The sequence below is a fragment of the Flaviramulus sp. genome (genome assembly GCF_982512915.1).
Genome location: NZ_CEWOCJ010000001.1, coordinates 183,006 through 205,846 on the forward strand (window position 1 = coordinate 183,006; position 22,841 = coordinate 205,846).

Consider the following 22,841-nt stretch of genomic DNA (forward strand, 5'->3'; position numbering starts at 1 on the left):
AATTCAATATTTATGAGCTCATCTTTCGAAAAACACCAAAAACGTAGATTAATATCTTCTTACTTTTCTGTGGTATTAAGCATTGCTTTGGTATTGTTTTTATTGGGTTTATTAGGCATGTTAGTTTTAAATGCAAAAAAAGTATCCGACCATTTTAAAGAACAAGTAGTTGTTACCATCTATTTAAAAGATACCGCTAAAGAAGTTGAAACCAAACAACTCGAAAAAAGTTTAGCTATGGCAGACTATGTAAAATCTACCGAATATGTTTCAAAAGAACAGGCCGCTGAATTTATGAAAGCTGATAACGGTGAAGATTTTATGGATTTTGTAGGTTATAATCCACTACAAAACTCTATTGATATACATTTGAAAGCAGATTTTGTAACCTCTGAGCATCTTGAAAAAATTTCAGCAGAAGCGTTAAATAAAAATTTTGTTGACGAAGTAACTTATGATAACGATTTGGTAAACTTAATGAACGAAAACGTTAAAAAAATAAGTTTTTGGGTGTTGGTTATTAGCTCTATTTTTACTTTAATTGCAGTTTTATTAATAAATAGCTCTATAAGATTAGCAGTTTATTCCAAACGTTTTACTATTAAAACCATGCAAATGGTTGGAGCAACAAAACAGTTTATTCGGCGTCCGTTTGTATGGAAAAGTGTACGTTTGGGTATGATTGGAGCCTTTTTAGCACTAACAGGAATGGCTGTTGTGCTATACTATTTAAATAAGACATTCACAGATTTACAGTTGTTAAGTAATCCTATTTTAGTAAGCTTATTATTTGTTTTAATTTTTACTTTAGGTATTGTTATCACTTGGATTAGTACCCATTTTGCTACCCAACGTTTTTTGAATTTGAAAACTGACGAACTTTATTATTAGTTGATTTGAAAACAATTTATTAAATTCTTAACAATAGTATTTTAAATAAATGTATTAATTTGTAATACAAAAAATTAATTATGGGAGAGAAAAAACGAAAAGAAGACCTTAAACCAATTTTTGTGTTTGGAAAGAAAAACTATAAATTCATGTTTATTGGTTTAGCAATTATTGCTCTAGGTTTTATTTTAATGTCTGGCGGCGGTAGTGAGGATCCCAACGTTTTTAATCCTGAAATTTTTAATTTTAGACGTATACGTTTGGCTCCTATGTTAGTTCTTATTGGATTTGGTTTTGAGATTTATGCTATTTTATTAAATCCTGGTAAAGAATAATTATTTAATTAATGATTTAGCAAAGTTTATTGCGATCTCTTTAACATACTTCTCACTATTTTTTATAGCATCATCTAAATTTTTGGAATAATTAATTACAGCATCGGTATAATGGATTCCAAAATTTTCACTACTATTTTCATCTAAGTCTAGAGCGCCACAAAAGGTTGCAACTTTTATGTTTTTTGCTTTAGCTGAAGCTAAAACACCTTTAATTGTTTTACCCGATAGTGTTTGAGAATCTAACTTACCCTCTCCAGTAATAATCCAATCAGAATCATAAATCTTTTTATCAAATTCAATTAATTGTTTTACCAAATCAATCCCTGATTGTAATTCGGCATTTAAAAAAACTATCGAACCTGCTCCCATTCCTCCAGCCGCTCCACTTCCCTTTATTATTTGAACATCTTTATTAAACTGTTCTGAAAATAATTTAGAGATATGCTTTAAACCATTATCTAAAAGCGCTATCTCTTCTTTAGAAGCTCCTTTTTGCGGACCATAAATATATGCAGCACCTTGTAAACCGTGTAAAGGATTTTTAACATCGCATGCAACCTTAAATTCAATATCATTCAGATTTCCAATGACATTATCCGTTTTTATATGATGAATTTTAGATAGATTTTTACCAATTGGGCTTAACTCAAACCCATTTTTATCTATAAACTTGTAACCTAAAGCAGCAGCCATTCCCACACCACAATCATTAGTAGCACTACCTCCAATACCAAGAATAATTGTTTTAACACCCCTTTTAATAGCATCTAAAATAACTTCCCCTGTGCCAATAGTAGTTGTGTAATAACAATTTTGCTCTTCCGCCTTTAAAAGAGCCAAGCCTGAAGCTGCTGCCATTTCAATAAAAGCAGTTTTAATGTTATCTATATATAAATATGAAGCTTTTGTAGTTCTAAAAAGCGGGTCGTTAACTTCTAAATTTATAAGTTCACCTTTTAAATGATATTCTAAAATTTCTATAGTACCATCACCACCATCAGATAGTGGTAAGTTTAAAATTTCAGAATCAGGCAGTATCATTTTTATAGTTTGCTCAACAATTTTGCAAAATTGCAAACCTGTTAAAGAGCCTTTAAATTTATCTGGTGCCAGTATAAATTTCATCTGTTTAAATTTATTAGTACTTTTAGTTCTACCAAATATAAGCATTATGGAAATTTTAATAGCCTTACTAGTAATTGTTTTATTGATGATTATAGCTGCTTCAAAATACAAATTTCATCCTTTTTTATCATTATTATTAGCAGCTATAGTAATGGGTTTTGTAGGTGGTCTAAATGAAGAAGAAATAATAACAACTCTTACTTCAGGTTTTGGAAAAACATTAGGAAGTATAGGCATTATTATAGCTTTTGGAACCATCATAGGTGCCTATTTAGAAAAAAGTGGCGGCGCAAAAACTATGGCAAATTGGGCTTTAAAAACTATTGGTAAAAACCGATCAATTTTAGCCATGAATATTACCGGGTTTATTGTTTCGATACCTGTTTACTGCGATTCGGGATTCATTATACTTTCATCGTTAAATAAAGCAATAAGTAAACATAATAAAATTCCATTAGCTGTTTTATCTGTTTCATTAGCTGCTGGTTTATATACAGCACATGTTTTTGTACCACCAACACCTGGGCCATTAGCTGCTACTGCTGCTTTAAATGCTGATTTAGGTTTAGTGATACTTTTGGGGCTAGCAGTAGCATTTCCTGTTTCAATGGTTGGCTATTTTTGGGCAAAATATCTTCAAAAAAGATATAAAAACAACCCAATAATTTCAGATATCATAGATAATGATTATGAAATAGATTTAAAATCTAATAAAATTCCTAAAACAACTGAAGCTTTTATGCCTATCATAATTCCAATTATTTTAATAGCATTAAAATCCATTTCAAATTATCCAACGCATCCTCTAGGTGAAGGCATTATCTCTAAAATCGCTAATTTTTTAGGCAACCCTGTAATTGCTCTTTTAATTGGTGTATTTCTTGCATTCAAATTAAAAATAAATATAAAAGATGCTATACATTTTAATTGGGTAACCAGTGGTTTAAAAGAAGCAGGTATAATTATTTTAATTACTGGAGCAGGTGGTGCTTTTGGAGCTATTTTAGAAACTACAGGTGTAGGGGATATTATTGGCAGTCGTTTTTCTAAACTTAATTTAGGTTTATTTATACCATTTATTATTGCAGCTATTTTAAAAACAGCTCAAGGTTCATCTACGGTTTCCATAATTACTACGGCAGCAATTATTGCTCCCGTTTTAGAATCTTTTGGTTTAGATTCATCTTTAGGACGCGCTTTAACAGTACTTGCCATTGGTGCAGGTGCTATGACAGTTTCTCATTTAAACGATAGCTACTTTTGGGTAGTTGCTCAATTTTCAGAAATGGACACTAAAACAGCTATAAAGACACAAACAGTTTCTACATTATTTCAAGGCTTATCTGGAATTGTTATAATCATGATTATCGGATGGATTTTTATTTGAACATTTTACAAAAACACACTATGTTTGTTTTGAGTTAATAGCTATTTTTACCTGATGAATATAATTGACGCCATAATACTTGGAATTATTCAAGGACTTACAGAATTTTTACCTGTCTCATCAAGTGGGCATCTAGAACTCGGAAAAGCTATTTTAGGAGATCATTCTGTGCCAGAAGAAAGCTTACTTTTAACGGTAGTTTTACATTTTGCAACGGCTTTAAGCACCATTGTTGTTTTTAGAAAAGACATTTTAAGTCTTATTAAAGGAGCTTTAGAATTTGAATGGAATGAAGATTTACAATTCATTTTAAAAATTGCTATTTCTATAATTCCAGCTACTGTTATTGGTCTTCTATTCGAAAAAGAATTAGAACAACTTTTTAGCGGAAATATTTTACTGGTAGGTTGTATGCTAATTGTTACTGCTGTTTTATTATTTTTAGCAGAAAAAGCTAAAGACACCAATAAAAAAGTATCCTTTAAAAATGCCTTTATAATTGGAGTGTCTCAAGCTATTGCTATGCTACCTGGTATTTCTAGATCTGGGGCAACAATTTCCACCTCGGTTTTATTAGGAAATGATAAAACTAAAGCAGCCCGTTTCTCTTTCTTAATGGTAGTACCTTTAATAATTGGAAAAATTTCTAAAGATATTTTTAGTGGAGATTTAACTTATGAAAGCGGAAACTTTACCACGCTAGCTATAGGTTTTTTTGCAGCATTTATTGCAGGATTATTTGCTTGTACCTGGATGATAAGCTTAGTTAAAAAAAGTAAACTTACTTATTTTGCTATTTATTGTGTAATTGTTGGCATTATAGCTATTACATTTTCATTGTTGAACTAATATGAAAACATCCGAAGATTATCTTTCTGGACAAGTGCTTCTAATAGATAAACCTTTAAACTGGACCTCTTTTCAAGTAGTAAATAAATTGCGTTGGGAAATACGGCAAGCTTTCAAAATAAAAAAAATCAAAGTGGGTCACGCTGGTACTTTAGACCCATTAGCAACAGGCTTATTAGTTATTTGCACAGGAAAAATGACCAAACAGATTGATACGTTTCAAGGACAAATAAAGGAATATACCGGAACCATAACTTTGGGCAGCACGACCCCTTCTTTTGATCTAGAAACAGAAATAAACGAAACCTTTGCAACCAACCATATTACAGAAGCACTAATCCATCAAACTACGAAACAATTTATTGGTGATATTCAACAATTTCCTCCCGTGTTCTCAGCATTAAAAAAAGATGGAAAACGATTGTATGAATTTGCAAGATCTGGTGAAGAAGTAGAAATTAAATCTAGAATGGTTAACATTTCCTTATTCGAAATCACTAAAATTGATAGTATAAATTTAAACTTTAAAGTAGTTTGTAGTAAGGGTACCTATATCCGATCATTAGCTAACGATTTTGGTAAAGCATTACAATCTGGGGCACATTTATCAGCTTTAAGACGCACAAAAATTGGGGATTTTAATGTTAAAAAAGCTACTACAATTGATATATTTATTGATACCCTAAAAGCTTAAAAAAAACCAAATTCCTTTATTTTACGTATATTTCGTAAACCTATTTATTTGACATTAAAGATTTGCACCTAACAAATCAACATAAAGCCCTTTTAATTACTTGCTTCCTATCTGGAAGTGTTGTTTTGTCTGTCTTTAATTTAAGTCTTAAAAAACAGAGTAAATTTATAACTGAAAGCTATTATCAAGTAGAACCAGAAAAAGAACTTACACAAAAAGAAATAAAAATTATTGAAGCTTTAGAAAAACTAAATAATACTAAAGCAGAAACTAATAATGCTTTTAATGAAAGTGAAAAAGCAAATAATCATTTCGCTCAAGCTTATAAAACTATTGCCCCTCCTGAAGATTATGTTCCAAAAACAAATAATCAATCTGATGGCCCAAATAACGCCCAAAGAAGTTATGAGTATGATGGAAATTCTAAATTAAAAGAAGAAGAACTTTCAAAATTTAGTAAATTCAATGAACTTCTAAAAAAACAGAAATCAGATGGTAATAATTCAAAAAGTACTATTAGTTTTTCATTAACAGATAGAAAAAAAGTATACATCCCCATTCCTATTTACCTTTGTGAAGTAGATGGAAAAATTGTTGTTACTATTAAAGTAAACTCTCAAGGCAGTGTTACAGATGCTTATTTGAATACCTCATCAACCTCAAATAATGAATGTTTAATTGAACATGCTGTTGAATATGCTAAACAATCACAATTTAGTACAGATACTTCTAAACAAAACCAAATAGGCACCATAACCTTTTATTTTACAGGTAAACGTTAAGTTTTTGTTATTAACTTTACTAAATAGAAATTTCCCAATTAATTCTTTAATTTTGAATTAAAACTCTCAAAACGATTTGATTATGAATTCTCTTAAAATAAAATTGCTATTTACTTTACTTTTTTTAACTTTAGTTTTAAATGCTCAAATAACCTACGAATCTGCGTTTCCTAATTTAGATTTTCGATTTCCAGTAGAGATACAATCTGCAAAAGATGGAACAGACCGTATGTTTGTTGTAGAACAAGAAGGACGAATAAAGGTTTTTCCAAGAAACCCTAATGTAAATTTAGGTGATTTAACAACATTTTTGGATATTACAGACAGAGTTAGTTTTGCAAACGGGCAAGAAATAGGTCTTTTAGGGCTAGCTTTTCATCCAGATTTTACTAATAATGATTATTTGTATGTATATTACACTACTACTTCTGCCACTGGAGGAAACATCAAAATCGTTTTATCTAGGTTTACCGTTAATAGTTTTAATACAAATCTTGCTGATCCAAATAGCGAACTTATTATTTTCCAATTTGATAAAAATCAAAATAACAGCAATCATAATGGTGGTAAAATAGCTTTTGGTCCTGACAGCTATTTATATTTATCTTTTGGAGATGGCGGTGGTGCTTTTGATCCACAAAATAATGCTCAAAATATTAATAATGTTTTTGGTAGTATTTGTAGAATTGATGTTGATATAGATGGCAGTAACCCCTTAGAATCAAATCCCATTTTACCAAATGGAAACTATGAAATTCCCTTTGACAATCCTTTTGTTGGAATGAGTGGTTTAGACGAAATTTATGCTTATGGCATAAGAAACACCTGGAAATTTTCATTTGATGAATTAAATGGAACTTTATGGGCTGCAGACGTTGGTCAAGACAATTTTGAGGAAATTAATATTATAGAAAAAGGAAAAAACTATGGATGGAAACGATTTGAAGGAAATATTGTTAGAAATAATATAACCATTTCTGGGCCAACAGAGTTGCCTGTTTTTTTCTATGGGAGATCTGCAGGAGATATTTCTATAACAGGAGGCTATGTTTATCGAGGAACAGAAATTACAAGTTTAAGTCCAGATATCAATTCTAAATATATTTTTGGAGATTATGTAAGTGGACGAGTGTGGGCTTTAGATTATAACGCAACCACAGGCAGTGCCAGTAGCACGTTACTTTTTAAAACTAATGGGCAATCTATATCTTCTTTTGGAGTAGATGAAAATGATGAATTATACTTTAGTGATTATGGTATTAACGCTAAAATTTACAAATTAGTTGATGGAACAACTACTACTTCAGGAACAACAGTAAACGGTATTGGAGTATGGAGCCATTTAAATGAAGGCGTTAATGGCACCATTGAAGCTATAGCAACAGCGCCAAACGGAAACGTGTATCATGGAGGTAATTTTAATCAAGTTGGAACAATTTCTGCAAATAATATTGCCGTTTGGAATAAAAATAATGGTTGGCAGTCTTTAGGAGTTGGTTCCAATGGCACTATTAAAGCTTTAAAAGTTTCTAGTAATGGAGATCTTTATGCTGGTGGTTCGTTTTCATCAATTGGAGGTGTCTCCGCAAACAATATAGCTGTTTGGAATGGAAGCACATGGAACCAAGTTGGAACTGGTGTTGATGGTCCTGTAGCTGCTTTAGAAATAGATAGCAATGGAAATATTTATGTTGGCGGTGTTTTTGAAACAGTAAATGGCCTTACTGCAAGAAATATAGCCCTCTGGAACGGGAGTACTTGGTCTGTTTTAACTGATGCATCAAACTCAATTGCTGGAACTAATAACGAAATCAGATCTTTAGCTATAGACAACAATGGCATATTATACGTTGGTGGAAATTTTGATGAAGCCGGAGGAAATACGGCAAACAGAATCGCTACATGGAATGGCTCTAATTGGGGCACTTTGGGTAGTGGTACTAGCGGGTTTGTAGAGGCCATCACTTCAACAAATACGGATGTTTATATTGCTGGAAATTTTGCTATAGCAGGTGGTATAACCGCAAACCGTATTGCTAAATGGAGTAAAACTGGAAATAACTGGTCTATTCTAGGTAATGGACTTAGTAACATCGTAAACAGTTTAATACACGATGGAACCAATTTATATGCTGCAGGAGCTTTTGATAATGCTAATATTGATTTAACTAATAGCATTATAGTTAATAATATAGCCCAATGGAATGACATTAATGGTTGGAGAGCTATAGGTACCAATACCAACGTAGGTGTAGATGTTAAAATTAATACCATGTCTTTTGCTTCTGATAGTGATGGATTTGACAGGATATTTGTTGGCGGTAATTTTAATAATGCCGGTTCAATTTCTGCAAATAATACTGCTCAGTGGTCCTCTCCAAATTTATTAAGTCTCTCTGAAAATACAAAAAATAAAAAGATTTCTATTTATCCAAACCCAACAACAGGCATAGTAAACTTAAGTAAAGAACAGGAGTGGTCGCTTTATAATATTCATGGAAAAATTATTAAAACCGGAAAAAGCAATGTTTTAACAGTTTCATCGTACCCTTCAGGCATTTATTTTTTAAAAATTAAAAATAGTTCAACTCTTAAAATTATTAAAAAATAAAAATGAAAAAAAAATGTGGTTGGTGTGTTGGAGATGATTTATATGAAGCTTACCATGACCAAGAATGGGGTGTTCCTGTTTTTGAAGATGTTACGTTTTTTGAGTTTTTAATTTTAGAAACTTTTCAAGCTGGGTTGAGTTGGATTACTGTTTTACGTAAACGTGAAAATTTTAGAAAATCTTTTGATAATTTTGACTTCAAAAACATAGCTAATTACCCGCAAGATAAGTTAGATACTTTACTTTTAGATACGGGTATTATCAGAAACAAATTAAAAATAAAAGCCACCGTTACAAACGCCCAAGCTTTTATAAAAATACAAGAAGAATTTGGTAGTTTTAGTAACTATATTTGGGGTTTTGTTGATGGGAAACCAATAAAAAATAATCCTGAAAATTACAAAATTGTTCCAGCCAATATCCCTTTAAGCGATCATATTAGTAAGGATTTAAAAAAAAGAGGCTTCAAGTTTGTTGGTAACACAGTGGTTTACGCCTTTATGCAAGCCACAGGCTTAGTCAACGATCATGAAATTAGTTGTTTTAGGAATGAAAAAGTTTAGCTTACTAATACTCTTCTGCTACTCTGCTATTTGCTTCTCTCAAAGTAAAAACGAAAAAGAGGAACGCATCGATTCGAGCGATTTTCCAGAAATAGCAATTAGGTATTTCAGTGATATTTCAAACCAAATAAAAAACTTAAGATTTTTTAGAGAAAGTGACGGACAAAAGAAAAGTTTTGAAGCTAAATTTAAACTAAAGAAGCTTCATTACAGTATTGAATTTGATACGATAGGGAAATTAGAAGATATAGAAATTCTTATAAGAGAGAAAGATATTCCTAAAGATGTATTTAAAAAAATGATGGCATATTATACTTTAAATTTTGATAAAGTACGCCACATTAAAATTCAAAAACAATATATTAACGTTTCACAAATAATCGATCAGGAATTTATTAATAGCGTTATTAAAAATTCTTCTGAGCTACATACCCATTTTGAAATTATTGCTGAAGTAACCCTTAAAAAAGAACGCTTTTTAAAAGAATTCACTTTTAAGAGTACTGGCATATTTGAAAAATCAAGACCCATATCATCTGGATCCTATGAATATGCCTTTTATTAAAAATCTACTTTTTTTAATTTTAATATGCACGTCTTTTGTATTTAAAGCGCAAAACAGTTTTGATATTTTAGGTGAAAGTGCTTTTTCAATACATCATAAAGCATCTAAAAAATATAGTGTTAATTTCGCAACTAGATCTCGGTATTTTTTATATCGAAACCAAACTATCCAATACAAACAACAACAAGTTGATATTTTTCATTTTTCAACTTTTAATTTAAATTTTAATAGCGATTTAAGTTTTGGAATTTATTACAGAAACCGAGATTTATTTGAAACTGGAAGTGACGAACTTCGAATTACTCAGCAATTTAATTATAAAAAGCAGAAACTTGGTTTTAGATACGGACAACGATTTAGAACCGAACAACGTATTTTTAATAATGCAACTATTTTTAGACAACGCTACCGTTTTGCAGTAGATTTTCCATTAAATGGGGAGAAACTTGATATTGGTGAAGCTTATTTTATTGGTTCTTTGGAAAGTTTACTGAGTTTAAACGCGAAGGAATCACCTGAAATTGACCAAAGAACTACTCTCCAAATTGGCTGGCAATTATCTGAAGATTTAAAGCTTCAAGTAGGCTTAGAATATCGAATGGAAGCTTTTAACATCAAAGCAAAAAATAATTTGTTTTTAATGACTACAGCGATATTAAAAATATGATTTTTCTATTAGGTGAATGATTTAGTTCACTTTCAAAAATTTCATAAACAACTCCCTTGAAATCTCTTCTGCACCTAAACTGTTTAGATGACTAGTGTAAACTTGACAGTCAATAAGTTTATAATTACTATTTTGAATTAAAGTTATAAACCCCACTTTACTTGCGTTACTCTCTTTTGTAAACATACTTTCGCCACAAAACACACCATTACCTGTATCAACACCATAAAGGCCACCAACTAATCGATTTTCTTTCCAAACTTCAATAGATTTTGCATAACCTAACTCATGAAGTTTAACATAGGCTTCAATCATGTTTTTTGTTATCCAAGTGCCTGCTTGTTCAGCTCTTTCAATTTTGGAACATTCTGTAATAACGCCTTTAAAATCTTTATTAAAAGTAACAACATAATCTTTATTTCTCAGCACTTGCTGCATACTTTTTGAAATCTTCAACTTATCTGGAAACAAGACAAATCGTGGGCTTGGAGACCACCACAGAATCAGTTCTTCCGAATCAAACCATGGAAAAATACCTGTTTGATAAGCTAATAATAAGCGCTCTATAGATAAATCACCTCCATATGCTAACAAGCCTTCATCAGTTGCTTCATTAACATTAGGAAACCATATTTTTTCTGATAGAAATTGCATGAAACTATTTTAATAAAACGAAAAACCCCGACATTAAGCAAACATCGAGGTTTAATTTATTTGGTTTTTACTTAAGCAAAAATTATTTAAAAAGGTAAATCGTCGTGATCATCTTGATTTAAATCACCTGCTGGTTCAAAAGCATCAGCTGGTGGCACTGGTGGCAAATTACTTCCGCCTTCAGAGCTTTGTAAAGCTTCAATTCTCCATCCTTGTATAGAATTGAAATATTTAGTTTCTCCCTGTGGATTAACCCATTCTCTACCACGTAAATTTATACTTACTTTTACTTGCTGACCTTCTTTGTAATTGTTTAACAAATCCGTTTTATCTTGAACAAACTCAACCATAATATGTTGTGGGTATTGCTCCTCAGTTGTTATTACAATTTCTCTTTTTCTAAACCCATTACCTCCAAAAGTTTGAGTTTCTCCAACCATTTTGATTCTTCCTTGAACTTCCATTTCTTACTATTTATATCTAAATTAATTACTCTTACTAAATTCGCGCATTCAACATAATGCAAATTTCAACTAGTTCCTCATTTACAAAGAAAAGTATTTTTTAGCTCAACAATATTTTCCAAGCACTTTCAACATCTCCAAAGCTTAAATAATTACGAGCTAATTTATGTTTTTGTCTGTGAGTTGCTGTTTTAATATTTGGATATCGCGTTCCTAAATCAGCAATAAAATTTATAACATCTTCTTGTGTTGGCAATGCTACAATATTTGCTAACATTCCTAAATCATTCCCTGTTAAAACCATACTATTGCTAACAAAATCTGGAAAACTATCAACGCCTATTCCCAAACTCGAAAGTGGTTTTGGTATTTCAAAAAAACCTTTTCGTGCACGACTATAAAAACTTCCACCAGCTCTTGCTACTAAGTCTAATTTTTTTTGATTTATTGATCCATCCTCATCTAAAACATCTTCATCAATATGAAATTTAACTACTTCACAAATTACCAAATTTCCTGCACCACCCTCTGTTCCTAATTTTATTATTTCGTTAACCTTACATTCAAATTGTATTGGTGCCTCACCTACTCTAAAAGGTTTAACAACATCTGATTTAAGCATCGTTAAACCGGCTTTTTCAAACTCATTAACCCCTTCTGGATATTCAGAACTACTTAATGACATTTGATGAACTAAATCAAAATTTACCACATTTATAACAACTTCTTTTGTAGCTTCTACATTTTGTAAAGTATGCTTTTCTGAATTATCTCTAACACGTCTAGAAGGTGAAAAAATTAAAATTGGTGGATTTGAACTAAACACATTAAAAAAACTGTAAGGCGACAAATTAGGGTTTCCATTAGTATCAACCGTACTAGCAAAAGCAATTGGCCTTGGCGCCACAGCGCTTAACAAATAACTATGTAATTTGCTAGTTTGTAAAATTTTTGGATCTAATGAGAGCATTTGATTTTTAATTTTAACAAATGTAACTAAACTATAACGTAAGAGAAAAAAGATTTACTAACAAGTTGCGCAATAATATTAACAGATTTACATTATATTACAAATCAAATTCTGTTATTAATGATTTTTACAAAGTATAGTAATGCCTTTCGTTGGGTTATCATTATAGCTTCATTTGCTATAGTTTCTCTTATTTTATGGAAAACTTACGAGTTCTTTCAACATTTCAAGGAAGAAGAACGAACAAAGATGGAAAACTGGTCGTTTGCACAAAGTGATTTACTTAAAACAGATAACCTTAATGAGAATATAGGTAATTTACCTTTAAAGGTTATAACTAGTAATAAAACTACCCCTATGATAATGGTTAATGTAGATGGTAGTGTAGATTTTAATAATATTGATAATAAAAGCCCTAAAGATTCCATTTATATACAAAATTTGATTTCAAAATTTGAAAAAGAAAACAAACCTATTGAGGTTGTTTTTGATGGAAAACTTTTTAGTACTTTATATTATGGCAACTCGCCTTTGTTAAATAGATTAAAATATTATCCACTTGCCCTTCTTTTAATAATTGTTTTGTTTGTTGCGGTAATTTTCTTCTTTTACAGCAGTAATAAAAATGCCACCCAGAACAAACTTTGGTCGGGTATGGCTAAAGAAACTGCACATCAAATAGGCACGCCTTTATCTTCGCTAATTGGTTGGACTGAAATTTTAAAAAGTGAAAATGTAAATCCTGACTATATTTTTGAAATAGAAAAAGATGTAGACCGATTAAAAACAATCACCGAGAGATTTAGTAAGATAGGATCTATTCCTACCCTTGAAGTGGCTGATATTGTTGAGGAAACTATTGATTCTTATGATTATTTAAAAGCACGTTCATCCAAACTTATTGATTTTGAAATTAAAACACCAAATGTTGAAATTCCTGTAAAACTTAATAAGCAACTTTACAGCTGGACTATTGAAAACTTGGTAAAAAATGGCATTGATGCCATGAAAGGAAGAGGGAAATTATCCATTGAAATTTCACAGTTAGAAAACAATGTCATGATAAGTGTTTCTGATACAGGAAAAGGCATTCAAAAAAAGGATTTTAATAAAATATTTGAACCAGGTTTTACAACTAAAAAACGCGGTTGGGGCTTAGGTTTATCTCTTACAAAACGTATTATTGAAGATTTTCATGATGGAAAAATAAAGGTTTTAAATTCTGAATTAGGTAAAGGAACAACTATTCAAATTCATTTACGGGCTAATTAAATATGTCTGAAAAACACTTTGATATAAAAGAAGTAGCTTTAAAAAACAATTGTCCTGTATGTTTTGGTAAAGAAGGCTTGCGCTTAACTTTTCAGCAAAAAATTATAGAAACTAAATTTTACAAATCAATTACTTCTGAAATAAATCATGAATTAGTATGTGAAAAATGTCAATCTATCATATATCCTATACAATGGACAGATGATATTGAGAGAGTAATTGACTACCAAAAAAAGGCTATAATTACCAAAAAACCTTCTACTTACTTTAAAAACTTATCGTGGATATTAATTATAATTAATCTAATAATAATTGCTGTAATAGTACTTACAATATTTTATGTAAAATTATAATTGTGATTTAATTAAATTAACAATTTCTTGAAACTCCTCAGTTGTGAATTTTACTTTTTGAATAAAACGAGCATCTTCCATAGTGTTTAATGGTATTAAATGCACATGTGCATGTGGCACTTCTAGACCAATTACAGTTATACCAACACGTTTACACGGGATAGCTTTACCAATAGCTATAGCAACTTCTCTGGAAAAATTCATTAAATCAATATAACTGCTTTCATCTAATTCAAAAATCTTATCAACTTCATTTTTAGGAATACAAAGCGTGTGTCCTTTAGCATTTGGATTTACATCTAAAAAAGCTAAAAACTTATCTGTCTCAGCAATTTTGTAACAAGGAATTTCACCGTTAACTATTTTAGTGAAAATTGAAGCCATAATTTTTAAAGTTTGTAGGATTTAAATTATCTAGAAATCTCAATAACATCAAATTTCATAACCCCATTTGGAACTTGAATTTCTGCAACTTCACCTACTGATTTACCCAATAATCCTTTACCAATAGGAGAATTTACTGAAATTTTTCCTGAAGCTAAATCTGCTTCACCATCTGCTACCAGGGTATAAACCATTTCCATCCCATTGGTTTGATTTTTTATTTTCACTTTTGATAAAACGAGTGCCTTGGAATTGTCTAGTTGTGATTCATCTATTATACGCGCACCAGCCAAAGCATCTTCAAGTTTAGAAATACGCATTTCCAGCATGCCCTGTGCTTCTTTAGCAGCATCGTACTCTGCATTTTCACTCAAATCACCTTTATCTCTGGCTTCTGCAATCGCTTTTGAAGCTTTTACACGTTCAACATCTTTTAACTGTTTTAATTCGTCTCTTAACTTTTTTAATCCTTCAGGTGTATAGTATGATACTTTACTCATAACTTCATCGTTTTACTTAATAAAAGAAGCTGAACATGGTCCAGCAACAAAAAAATCCCGTACATACGAGATTACAATACAAATATACAAAATATTTAAATCAATTTTCTTTTTGTTGTAAATTGCTAACTAATCTAAAAAGTACAATGAAGTCCATTTTATACACAATTTGCATTATTTTTTTATTCTCTTGTAGTAGCAATACTGTTGATAATAGAAACTGTAATTTTTTATTAGATATAGGTGTAAATATTAATATCAATTTAAGTTTACCACAATACAATCAACTAAATTTTGCAGGTAATTCTATATACATACCAAATATAGGAAACGCAGGTATTATAGTGGCTAGTACTGGTGCCGATTTCTTAGCTTGGGATGCCAGCGATCCTAATCACGAACCAAATGCTTGTTCTGCCTTAACACCTAGCGGATTGTTTGGTACTTGCGGATGTGATGATGGTAACACCTACAATTTTGTAACTGGCGAAGGTAATGACGGACTAAGGTGTGCCTTGAAAAACTACCGAGTGGAACGCAACGGCAATAGTCTTTTAATTTTTAATTAAAAAAGCCTCAACATACAGGCTGAGGCCTTTAAATATGATTTTATTTTTTTAAAACTTAATAGTCAATCCCACTAAAAAGTTTGTAGTTGCTTGCGGATAGTAACCTGCAAAATAACCTGTTGTTGTTCCAGTTGTACTTGAAGGATCTTCAAAATCAAAAGAACCAAAGTAGCCGTTAGAAACATATTTTTTGTTAAAAATATTATTTACTAAACCAGATAAAATAATAGACCTAAACATACTATTTGGTTTTATTTCATAATTGATATTGAAATCATTTACAAAATAACTATCTAATTTTGATTCTGGATTATCAGTATTTCCCATATACTGCTCACCTACATATTTACTTAATAATGATAGTTGCAGTTTTTCAACTGGAAAGAAATTAAGCGCATTACCTATTACCAAATCTGGTGAAAATGAAATATTAGTATTTCCTATATCTAGTAATTCGCCATTTATTACTGTATTAAAATTTCTATTTTTATTACTACTAATAGCAACGTTTGTAGATGTACTAAAAACTTTACTAAATTGGATAGCAGCATCAACCTCTAAACCTAACCTGTAACTTTGTCCGCTTGTTGCTCTAATTGGGCTTCCTACATCATCAAGTTCTCCTGTTAAAACCAATTGGTTTTGGTAAAACATGTAATATAAGTTTGTGTTTACACTAACCTTATTGGTATTGAAACGCCATCCCAACTCTACATCATTTAATGTTTCGTTTTCTGTAACTCCAACTTGAAAATCGTCTCGATTTGGCTCTCTATTTGCTCTTCCATAAGACGCATAAAAGCTATTAAAATCAGATGACTTGTAAGTTAAACCAAATTTAGGATTGAAAAAACTAAAAGTAGCATCGGTTACAAATTCTGCCAAATCTGGCGTTAATCCATTTGTTTTATAATTTACAAATCGTCCTTGTAAATCAATAAATCCTGTAACTTTTTTAGCTAGTTTAAAGGTTGCTTTAGAAAAAACACTAAAGTCATTTTTTGTTGCATCCCCATTATAATATCTGTCTCTAATATTGGTATTTGCAGCTAAATCACTTCCCCAGATTACTTCTCCAAAATGATTACCATCATAAGTATTGTAAGACACTCCAGAAATAATTTCTAATAGATTTTTTTTGTAAGTAATGTTGGCATTTAAAACATAGAAATTATTATCTAGCCATCTTCTTACTATAACATCTGAATCATCTTCTATTAAATTAGCAAAATCTGCAGCAGACTCTCCCAGTTTGTATTGCTCAAAGTAGCCTTTTCCTTTAGTATAATTTAACCCCAAGTTTGTAGACCAATTATTATCCAAACGCTCATTCCAATGCAACTGGTAGTGGTCTTGCCAATAATTATCAGTTTCATTATCATAGGTGTATGGATTTTGACGACGGTTTTCCTGTAACTGTTCGGCAGTTAAACCAAACCAAGATTGATAAGTACGCTCTGCATTACCAAATGTTAAAGCTTTAATTAAGGTGTTATCATCTTTATAAATACCTTGCAAAAAGTATGATTTCAAATCGGTAAATGCTCTATCAACATAACCATCAGAATCAATTTTTGAAAATCGTCCAGAAAACTCAAAATGATCATTTATCAATCCTGTACTCATTTTTACTGTATGCTTACGTGTGTTAAAACTTCCAAAACTATTTGCTATTTCGGCTAATGCTTCTTCTGAAAACGCATCAGTTAAAAGATTTAAACTAGCTCCAAAAGCTCCAGAACCATTTGTTGAAGTACCAACACCACGTTGTAATTGTAAACTCTCAGTTGAGGATGCAAAATCCCCTAAGTTAACCCAGAATGTACCTTGGCTTTCAGGATCGTTATAAGGAATACCATTAATGGTAACATTTACTCGTGTAGCATCTGTACCACGAACTCTAATACCTGTGTAACCAATACCTGCACCAGCATCACTGGTTGTGACAACAGAAGGTAAAAAATTAAGTAAAATAGGAATGTCTTGCCCTAAATTACGTTTAGCCAATGCTTCTTTTGAAACGTTTGAGTGTGTAATGGGAGAATCTGCATTTACACGAACTGCTTTTACTAAAACTTCATCTAGTTTTTCTGTTTTAGTAGAATCTTGTTTTACTTGATTTTCTTGTGCTTTAGCACGGAGCGATAACACGAATAGTGTTAAAAAAAGAAATAAATTTTTCATACGATTATGATGTTATAATCGAATAAAAAGAGGTAATTATTCTTTATTTGTTAAAAATTAGTTTTTGAAGCAAAATACTTCGTTTTCCATGAGCTCAATCACGTGTAATATTTACATAAATTAAAACTCAATTTCCTAAACAGCATTACCTGTTCTAGGTTCAATGGGTATGATCTCAGCCGATTATAGGCACCCCTTTTTTGAGAACGCTGCAAAAGTAGTTATCAATTGGTAATTAATAATTATTAATTGTATTTTTTTTTAATTAAAACCTGGTTTTTTTCTATTTGCTTTTTTTTCAGAGAGATTACGTTTACTTTTTAAACGTTTCCTTATTACTGCTTTTGGGATTTTTGTTGGATGACGTTTCTTAGCAATAACCAAAGCAGAATTTATTATATCAAAAAATCGTTTTATCACGAGTTCTTTATTTTTATGCTGACTTCGAGTTTCATCACATTGTAAAATTAAAACGCCATCCTTAGTGAGTCTACTTGCCAGTTTTTCTTGAATGAGAACTTTTGGGTAATCATCAAAAGCTCCCGATTCTATTAAATTAAAAGATAATTCAATTTTAGAAGACACTTTATTTACATGCTGCCCTCCAGCACCAGAACTTCGTGTTGCTTTAAAATTAAGCTCACTTAATAAAACACCCTTATCATACATTATTTTCCCTGATGGACTGGTTTAAGTAAATCGTTAACCGTTTTTACTGGATTAAATGTCTCTAGAGGAACCTCAACAAAAATAGAATTCCAATCTGACATACTACCATTCCATAAACCTGGCAATTCTAAAGCTTGAATATCTATACCATTTTGAGTTTTCATTGTTATAAATGCAGCTTCTGGATCTACATAGTTCATCAAATCAAACTTTTCACCTTTATAATTTTTAATACCACAAACTAAATCTGTTGGATTAAAATGAGTCGCATTTTTAACAATATCTGCTTGTTGATTATTATCTATATCTATTTGAGCAAACTCTACTATTTGTAATGAAATAATACCATTTTTGTCTTTTACCCAAAAAGGTCCACCTCCTGGTTCTCCTTCATTTTTCACCATGCCACAAACACGAATTGGACGATTTAATTTGGCTCTTAAAAAGGTTTTCTTAGTTTCTAAATTGAAATCATCAAATTCATCACCAATAGAAACATTCATGCTTTTTGATAAAAACGAAGCCATATTTAGTAATTTTTTTTCTGAAATATCACTTTCATCTAATTCATTTAAAAAAGCAAAAGCCTGTTCTTGTGCTCTAATTAAAACGCCACCAATCATTTTTTTGTAATCTGATACTTTTTTGTTTAGCTCAAAAACAACAATATTATCTATATTTTTTATGAAGACTATATCATTATCTAAATCATTCAAATTTTCTAATAATGCTCCATGACCTGCTGGTCTGAATAAAATAGATCCATCTTCATTTCTATAAATTTCATTATTAGTAGTTAGTGCTAACGTTTCTGTTTCTCCTTTTTGATACGAGAATGATACGTTAAAAGTTGTATGTGTTCTTTCTTCTAAAGATTTTTTGATTTTATCTAATTCTCCATTAAAAAATTCATGATGTTTTTCTGAAACTGTAAAATGAAGATTTGCCATAGCATTTGAAGAAGCGTATAATGTTGATTCCAATAGATGCTCATGAAAAGCGGTTACAGGACCCTCTTTGTAACCGTGAAAAGACAATAATCCCTTTGGTAAAAAACTATAATTTAATCCTTCTTCATCTAAAGTAATTTTAACAAATTCAAAAAGCTTTTCTCCTTCGCTTAAACTTTCAAAATCAGGATGCATACTTTTTAATTTCTCTATAGCTTCGTCATAAAAAGGGAATTTTTCTAAACCTGACGCAAAGGCTTTAATTAAGTTATCACCTTTATTTTGAAGATAATCCTCGAAAGTATTTGTTGAAGGATTGAAATTATTTAAAAACTGAAATAAAAACTTAAACATTCTAGAAGCTGCTCCTGATGCTGGAACAAATTTTACAATATCAAAATTGTTCTGTTTACTATCATAAAGATTGATTAATGCGTTTTCTTCATCTGCAGAATAACTTTCAATACCTTCGCCAATGGTTGCTGCAGAAATTAAATTTGAAAACGACATCCCGTTTTTAATGCGTTCTACTTGTGCTACAACTTGACTTAATGTTGCTCCTTTATTTTCAATTTGTTGAATATCCTTCTCGGTAAACATAGATATTGGGTTTAATAATTTGTTAATATGATTAATAGCTAATTCTAATCGTGTTTTCTTGTCGCCTTTTAACAAGACAAACGGTCTTTTTTGTTTTATTAGTTCGTTTTGAAATGCTTCAAACATTTCTAAACGCGCTTCTGGTTTATCACGTAAATCGTCTTCTTCCCAGGGTGTGTCAATATAAGTTAAAAAATATAAATCGTAGGTGTTTTTTAAAGCATATTTCTCAAGAATTGGGTCGCAACTACCTATGTAATAAGCCTCTGAGTAAACTTTAGTTTCTAATAAATCAGTATCGCAAATTAGAACTGTATTTGTTTTTTTTGCCAACTTATTTTCCAGCGCCATTTGTCCTGCCGCTATGGGTAATAAATCGTGTGGCTCGCAAGTTTTACGTTCGTTGTTCCACTTACTTTGAAGATATTCACGAGCATATTCTGGAACCCAAACCGAATTATAATGGCGTGCCAACTGATGAGACAACGAAGTTTTACCAGTACTTTCTGGACCAAATAATACTATTTTTAAACAGTTTGCAGGTTGCTGCTTATATTTTTCTTCCATGCAATATATCCTTGAATTGCTAATATAGTAAAGATTAAATACTGAAGTGATAACATGCCTAAACCTCTATAAGCATAAAGTGGTATCGTAATTAAATCTGCAATTATCCAAAGTGTCCAATTTTCTAATTTCTTATTTGCCATATACCACATAGCTATAAAGAAAATTCCGGAAGTAACTATATCAATATAGTTAGGAATTTCTATGGAATAATTAAAACCTTTATAAACTAAATATGTAACTATTATGGTTAAAACAAATAATAATACCCCTATTTTTTTTTCTTTTAGAGTGGTTCTTGAAATTAGCAAAACAGGTTTGTTTTCTTTTTTACGAGACCAATTCCACCAACCATAAATACTCATAACTGAGTAATAAAAATTCATCATCATATCACCAAAATACTGGTTTATGTATAATAGGTAAACCGTAATTACAGTGCAAATTATGCCTGTTGGGTATACCAAAATATTTTCATTTTTAGCAAACCAAACGCTTAAAATTCCAAATATAAAAGCCATAGCCTCAAGTACGATCTGAAACGTAGGTGCTTCATGGTAAGCCTTCATGAAAAAATCAAAAATGTGGCTCATAATCGTGTCTGTCTGATTTTACTATTTTAATGTACATTAAACCACCTTCTAAGAGTTCAAAAACTTCTTTTATTTCAGTTGTTAAAATGTTCATCACTTCATCGTAATCCCCATAAACTTGTGTACTTAGTGGATTCTCAAGAACCTTTAAATTTGAAGCTCTTAATTTTTTTATGAAATGAATAATTAATGGTTCGTAATTATCATGCAAAGGGGTTAGGGTTAATTCAACTGATATTTTCATTTTCTATTTTTTTAATTCGTTAAAGAGTGATTCGTTGTTTTCAAAAGCGTTACCAATTACAACTAAATCTGCTCCAGCGTGATAAGCATTCTCTAAATCCAAAATTGATTTTATCCCACCGCCAATAATCAAAGGGATTTTAGTTTCAGCTTTAACAGAAGTAATAATTTCTTCACTTATAGGTATAAGAGCGCCGCTTCCCGCTTCTAAATATATCAGTTTCATCCCCAAAAACTCTGCTGCTTTTGCAGTATGCACTATCTGTTGTAAGTCATTTCTAGATATTGGTTTGGTTTGTGTTACTTTTTCAACTGCTGTTTTTTGTCCGCTTTCAATTAAAATGTATCCCGTTGAAATAATCTCTAAATTAGTTTTATTTAATTTTGAAATGGCTTCAACATGCTTTCCTATTAAAAACTCTGCATTACGACCTGATAGTAATGATAAAAACAATAATGCATTGGCTTCATTCGAAATCTGACTTACATCACCAGGAAATAAAACTATTGGTAGTTGTGTGTGTGTTTTTATTTCTTTTACTAAAATATCTGTTTTGTGGGCCTCAACAATACTTCCACCTACAAAAATATGTGTAGCAATTGAAGCATTTACCTTTTCAAAAAAGGTTTTTGCACGATCGATAGAAAATTTATCAGGATCAATTAAGATAGCTAATAATTTTTCACTTTGTGAAACAGATAGCTTTATGTTTTGATAAATTGTATTCATTAAGCTATGGCATAAGCACAAGTAAAACCTTCAAACTCTAAAAAGTGAATTTTAAAACGATGCTTTTTTTCTTGATAATCAATCCATGCAATAGTTTCTTCATCTTTAATTTCGAAAGGAATCACTAAAAAATATTTTTTAAAACTCAAACCAGGAGTAGCAAACAATTTATAAAGCGACTCTTTTGTACACCAAATAGACGTGAGTTTTTTAATATAATCTGGCTTATTTTTTTCTAAGTATTCAAATTCATAATCAATAAACTTATGAGCTATTACTGAGATTTTATCACGTTGCTTTTCAATATCAATTCCAACTAAAGCATCACTTACAATAACTGCTGAAAAGCTAAACGAATGGGTTATTGAAATTTGTTTGCCATCTTTTAAATGGGGTTTGCCGTTTTCATCATAAAACAAATCATTATCAGAGTATCCAAATGCTTCTAATAAATGTCTGACACTTAAAAACCCTCTTTGATGTATGTCGCTTTTCATTCCTAAAACACGCTCTAAACTCTCTGGTTTTAGCTCAAGACCAGAAATCAAATCTGTGTAAGATTCAGAAATCTTCCAGATTTTAACAGTAGTTTGTGAACTTGGATTGATGGTTTTATGAAGTGGCATTTAATATTCTAAAAGTTATTGATTATCTTTGCATCGCCTAA

26 protein-coding genes are annotated in these 22,841 nt (G+C 30.9%); 13 read left to right on the forward strand and 13 right to left on the reverse strand.

Translation table 11 applies throughout. From position 1 onward, the window contains the following. The first annotated feature begins 12 nt into the window (after positions 1-12). Positions 13-891, forward strand: coding sequence for a cell division protein FtsX (locus AC1XJX_RS00870; protein WP_482002066.1), 879 nt, complete (start codon positions 13-15; stop codon positions 889-891). A gap of 80 nt (positions 892-971) precedes the next feature. Next, a complete protein-coding gene (locus AC1XJX_RS00875; RefSeq protein WP_482002067.1) occupies positions 972-1,226 on the forward strand; it encodes a DUF3098 domain-containing protein in 255 nt (84 codons plus the stop codon). Here the strand turns inward: AC1XJX_RS00875 and AC1XJX_RS00880 are convergent, their stop codons facing one another. Further along, positions 1,227-2,354, reverse strand: a complete 1,128-nt coding sequence (locus AC1XJX_RS00880; protein ID WP_482002068.1) for a glycerate kinase — start codon at positions 2,352-2,354, stop codon at positions 1,227-1,229. It lies immediately after the preceding gene. A gap of 46 nt (positions 2,355-2,400) precedes the next feature. Here AC1XJX_RS00880 and AC1XJX_RS00885 point away from each other — a divergent pair, with 46 nt between their 5' ends. From AC1XJX_RS00885 to AC1XJX_RS00920, 8 genes are all read left to right on the forward strand, one after another. Further along, positions 2,401-3,741: a GntP family permease gene (locus AC1XJX_RS00885; RefSeq protein ID WP_482002069.1), complete on the forward strand. Its 1,341-nt coding sequence runs from the start codon at positions 2,401-2,403 to the stop codon at positions 3,739-3,741. A 54-nt stretch (positions 3,742-3,795) separates the two neighbouring features. Continuing rightward, positions 3,796-4,590, forward strand: a complete 795-nt coding sequence (locus AC1XJX_RS00890; RefSeq protein ID WP_482002070.1) for an undecaprenyl-diphosphate phosphatase — start codon at positions 3,796-3,798, stop codon at positions 4,588-4,590. Position 4,591: 1 nt separating this feature from the next. Further along, positions 4,592-5,284, forward strand: a complete 693-nt coding sequence (truB, locus tag AC1XJX_RS00895; RefSeq protein ID WP_482002071.1) for a tRNA pseudouridine(55) synthase TruB — start codon at positions 4,592-4,594, stop codon at positions 5,282-5,284. A 62-nt stretch (positions 5,285-5,346) separates the two neighbouring features. Then, positions 5,347-6,066 carry a hypothetical protein gene (locus AC1XJX_RS00900; protein WP_482002072.1) on the forward strand — a complete coding sequence of 240 codons (720 nt, stop codon included), beginning with the start codon at positions 5,347-5,349 and terminating at the stop codon, positions 6,064-6,066. Between the two features lie 82 nt (positions 6,067-6,148). Continuing rightward, a complete protein-coding gene (locus AC1XJX_RS00905; RefSeq protein ID WP_482002073.1) occupies positions 6,149-8,677 on the forward strand; it encodes a PQQ-dependent sugar dehydrogenase in 2,529 nt (842 codons plus the stop codon). Positions 8,678-8,679: 2 nt separating this feature from the next. Continuing rightward, positions 8,680-9,240: a DNA-3-methyladenine glycosylase I gene (locus AC1XJX_RS00910; protein ID WP_482002074.1), complete on the forward strand. Its 561-nt coding sequence runs from the start codon at positions 8,680-8,682 to the stop codon at positions 9,238-9,240. Beyond that, the gene (locus AC1XJX_RS00915) at positions 9,206-9,805 is read left to right on the forward strand and encodes a hypothetical protein (protein WP_482002075.1); all 600 of its coding nucleotides are present in this window, start codon (positions 9,206-9,208) and stop codon (positions 9,803-9,805) included. The genes AC1XJX_RS00910 and AC1XJX_RS00915 overlap by 35 nt, the downstream gene beginning before the upstream one ends. Next, positions 9,753-10,472 carry a DUF2490 domain-containing protein gene (locus AC1XJX_RS00920; protein ID WP_482002076.1) on the forward strand — a complete coding sequence of 240 codons (720 nt, stop codon included), beginning with the start codon at positions 9,753-9,755 and terminating at the stop codon, positions 10,470-10,472. The genes AC1XJX_RS00915 and AC1XJX_RS00920 overlap by 53 nt, the downstream gene beginning before the upstream one ends. 21 nt (positions 10,473-10,493) lie before the next feature. Here AC1XJX_RS00920 and aat read toward each other — a convergent pair whose 3' ends face one another. From aat to AC1XJX_RS00935, 3 genes are all read right to left on the reverse strand, one after another. Beyond that, positions 10,494-11,126 (reverse strand): leucyl/phenylalanyl-tRNA--protein transferase, encoded by a 633-nt coding sequence (aat, locus tag AC1XJX_RS00925; protein WP_482002077.1) that lies wholly within the window; start codon positions 11,124-11,126, stop codon positions 10,494-10,496. Positions 11,127-11,212: 86 nt separating this feature from the next. Then, a complete protein-coding gene (locus tag AC1XJX_RS00930) occupies positions 11,213-11,590 on the reverse strand; it encodes a DUF3127 domain-containing protein (protein WP_482002078.1) in 378 nt (125 codons plus the stop codon). A gap of 100 nt (positions 11,591-11,690) precedes the next feature. Further along, on the reverse strand, positions 11,691-12,560 hold the full coding sequence (locus AC1XJX_RS00935) for a flavin reductase family protein (RefSeq protein ID WP_482002079.1): 870 nt from the start codon (positions 12,558-12,560) through the stop codon (positions 11,691-11,693). A 120-nt stretch (positions 12,561-12,680) separates the two neighbouring features. On the opposite strand from AC1XJX_RS00935, the gene AC1XJX_RS00940 reads away from it, so the two are divergent. Beyond that, on the forward strand, positions 12,681-13,832 hold the full coding sequence (locus AC1XJX_RS00940) for a sensor histidine kinase (protein ID WP_482002080.1): 1,152 nt from the start codon (positions 12,681-12,683) through the stop codon (positions 13,830-13,832). 2 nt (positions 13,833-13,834) lie between these two features. Further along, positions 13,835-14,185: a hypothetical protein gene (locus tag AC1XJX_RS00945; RefSeq protein ID WP_482002081.1), complete on the forward strand. Its 351-nt coding sequence runs from the start codon at positions 13,835-13,837 to the stop codon at positions 14,183-14,185. Here AC1XJX_RS00945 and AC1XJX_RS00950 read toward each other — a convergent pair. After that, positions 14,180-14,569, reverse strand: a complete 390-nt coding sequence (locus tag AC1XJX_RS00950) for an HIT family protein (RefSeq protein WP_482002082.1) — start codon at positions 14,567-14,569, stop codon at positions 14,180-14,182. The genes AC1XJX_RS00945 and AC1XJX_RS00950 overlap by 6 nt on opposite strands. Positions 14,570-14,595: 26 nt before the next feature. Beyond that, positions 14,596-15,069 carry a transcription elongation factor GreA gene (gene greA / locus AC1XJX_RS00955; RefSeq protein WP_482002083.1) on the reverse strand — a complete coding sequence of 158 codons (474 nt, stop codon included), beginning with the start codon at positions 15,067-15,069 and terminating at the stop codon, positions 14,596-14,598. Positions 15,070-15,215: 146 nt separating this feature from the next. Here greA and AC1XJX_RS00960 point away from each other — a divergent pair, with 146 nt between their 5' ends. After that, complete coding sequence (locus AC1XJX_RS00960; RefSeq protein WP_482002084.1) at positions 15,216-15,638, forward strand: hypothetical protein; 423 nt, start codon at positions 15,216-15,218, stop codon at positions 15,636-15,638. 48 nt (positions 15,639-15,686) lie between these two features. Here AC1XJX_RS00960 and AC1XJX_RS00965 read toward each other — a convergent pair whose 3' ends face one another. The 7 genes from AC1XJX_RS00965 to AC1XJX_RS00995 form a co-directional block, all read right to left on the reverse strand. Next, the gene (locus AC1XJX_RS00965; RefSeq protein ID WP_482002085.1) at positions 15,687-17,822 is read right to left on the reverse strand and encodes a TonB-dependent receptor; all 2,136 of its coding nucleotides are present in this window, start codon (positions 17,820-17,822) and stop codon (positions 15,687-15,689) included. A gap of 261 nt (positions 17,823-18,083) precedes the next feature. Next, entirely contained in the window at positions 18,084-18,491 is a 408-nt protein-coding gene (arfB, locus tag AC1XJX_RS00970; protein WP_482002086.1) for an alternative ribosome rescue aminoacyl-tRNA hydrolase ArfB, read from the reverse strand. Beyond that, on the reverse strand, positions 18,491-20,608 hold the full coding sequence (locus tag AC1XJX_RS00975; RefSeq protein WP_482002087.1) for a DUF4301 family protein: 2,118 nt from the start codon (positions 20,606-20,608) through the stop codon (positions 18,491-18,493). Before AC1XJX_RS00975 ends, arfB begins: the two co-directional genes overlap by 1 nt. After that, positions 20,569-21,201 (reverse strand): nicotinamide riboside transporter PnuC, encoded by a 633-nt coding sequence (gene pnuC / locus AC1XJX_RS00980; RefSeq protein WP_482002088.1) that lies wholly within the window; start codon positions 21,199-21,201, stop codon positions 20,569-20,571. Before pnuC ends, AC1XJX_RS00975 begins: the two co-directional genes overlap by 40 nt. Further along, on the reverse strand, positions 21,185-21,445 hold the full coding sequence (locus tag AC1XJX_RS00985; protein ID WP_482002089.1) for a thiamine-binding protein: 261 nt from the start codon (positions 21,443-21,445) through the stop codon (positions 21,185-21,187). The genes pnuC and AC1XJX_RS00985 overlap by 17 nt, the downstream gene beginning before the upstream one ends. 3 nt (positions 21,446-21,448) lie before the next feature. Then, complete coding sequence (locus AC1XJX_RS00990; protein WP_482002090.1) at positions 21,449-22,174, reverse strand: phosphoglycerol geranylgeranyltransferase; 726 nt, start codon at positions 22,172-22,174, stop codon at positions 21,449-21,451. Continuing rightward, positions 22,174-22,800, reverse strand: a complete 627-nt coding sequence (locus AC1XJX_RS00995) for a 4'-phosphopantetheinyl transferase family protein (protein ID WP_482002091.1) — start codon at positions 22,798-22,800, stop codon at positions 22,174-22,176. Before AC1XJX_RS00995 ends, AC1XJX_RS00990 begins: the two co-directional genes overlap by 1 nt. Between the last annotated feature and the right edge of the window lie 41 nt (positions 22,801-22,841).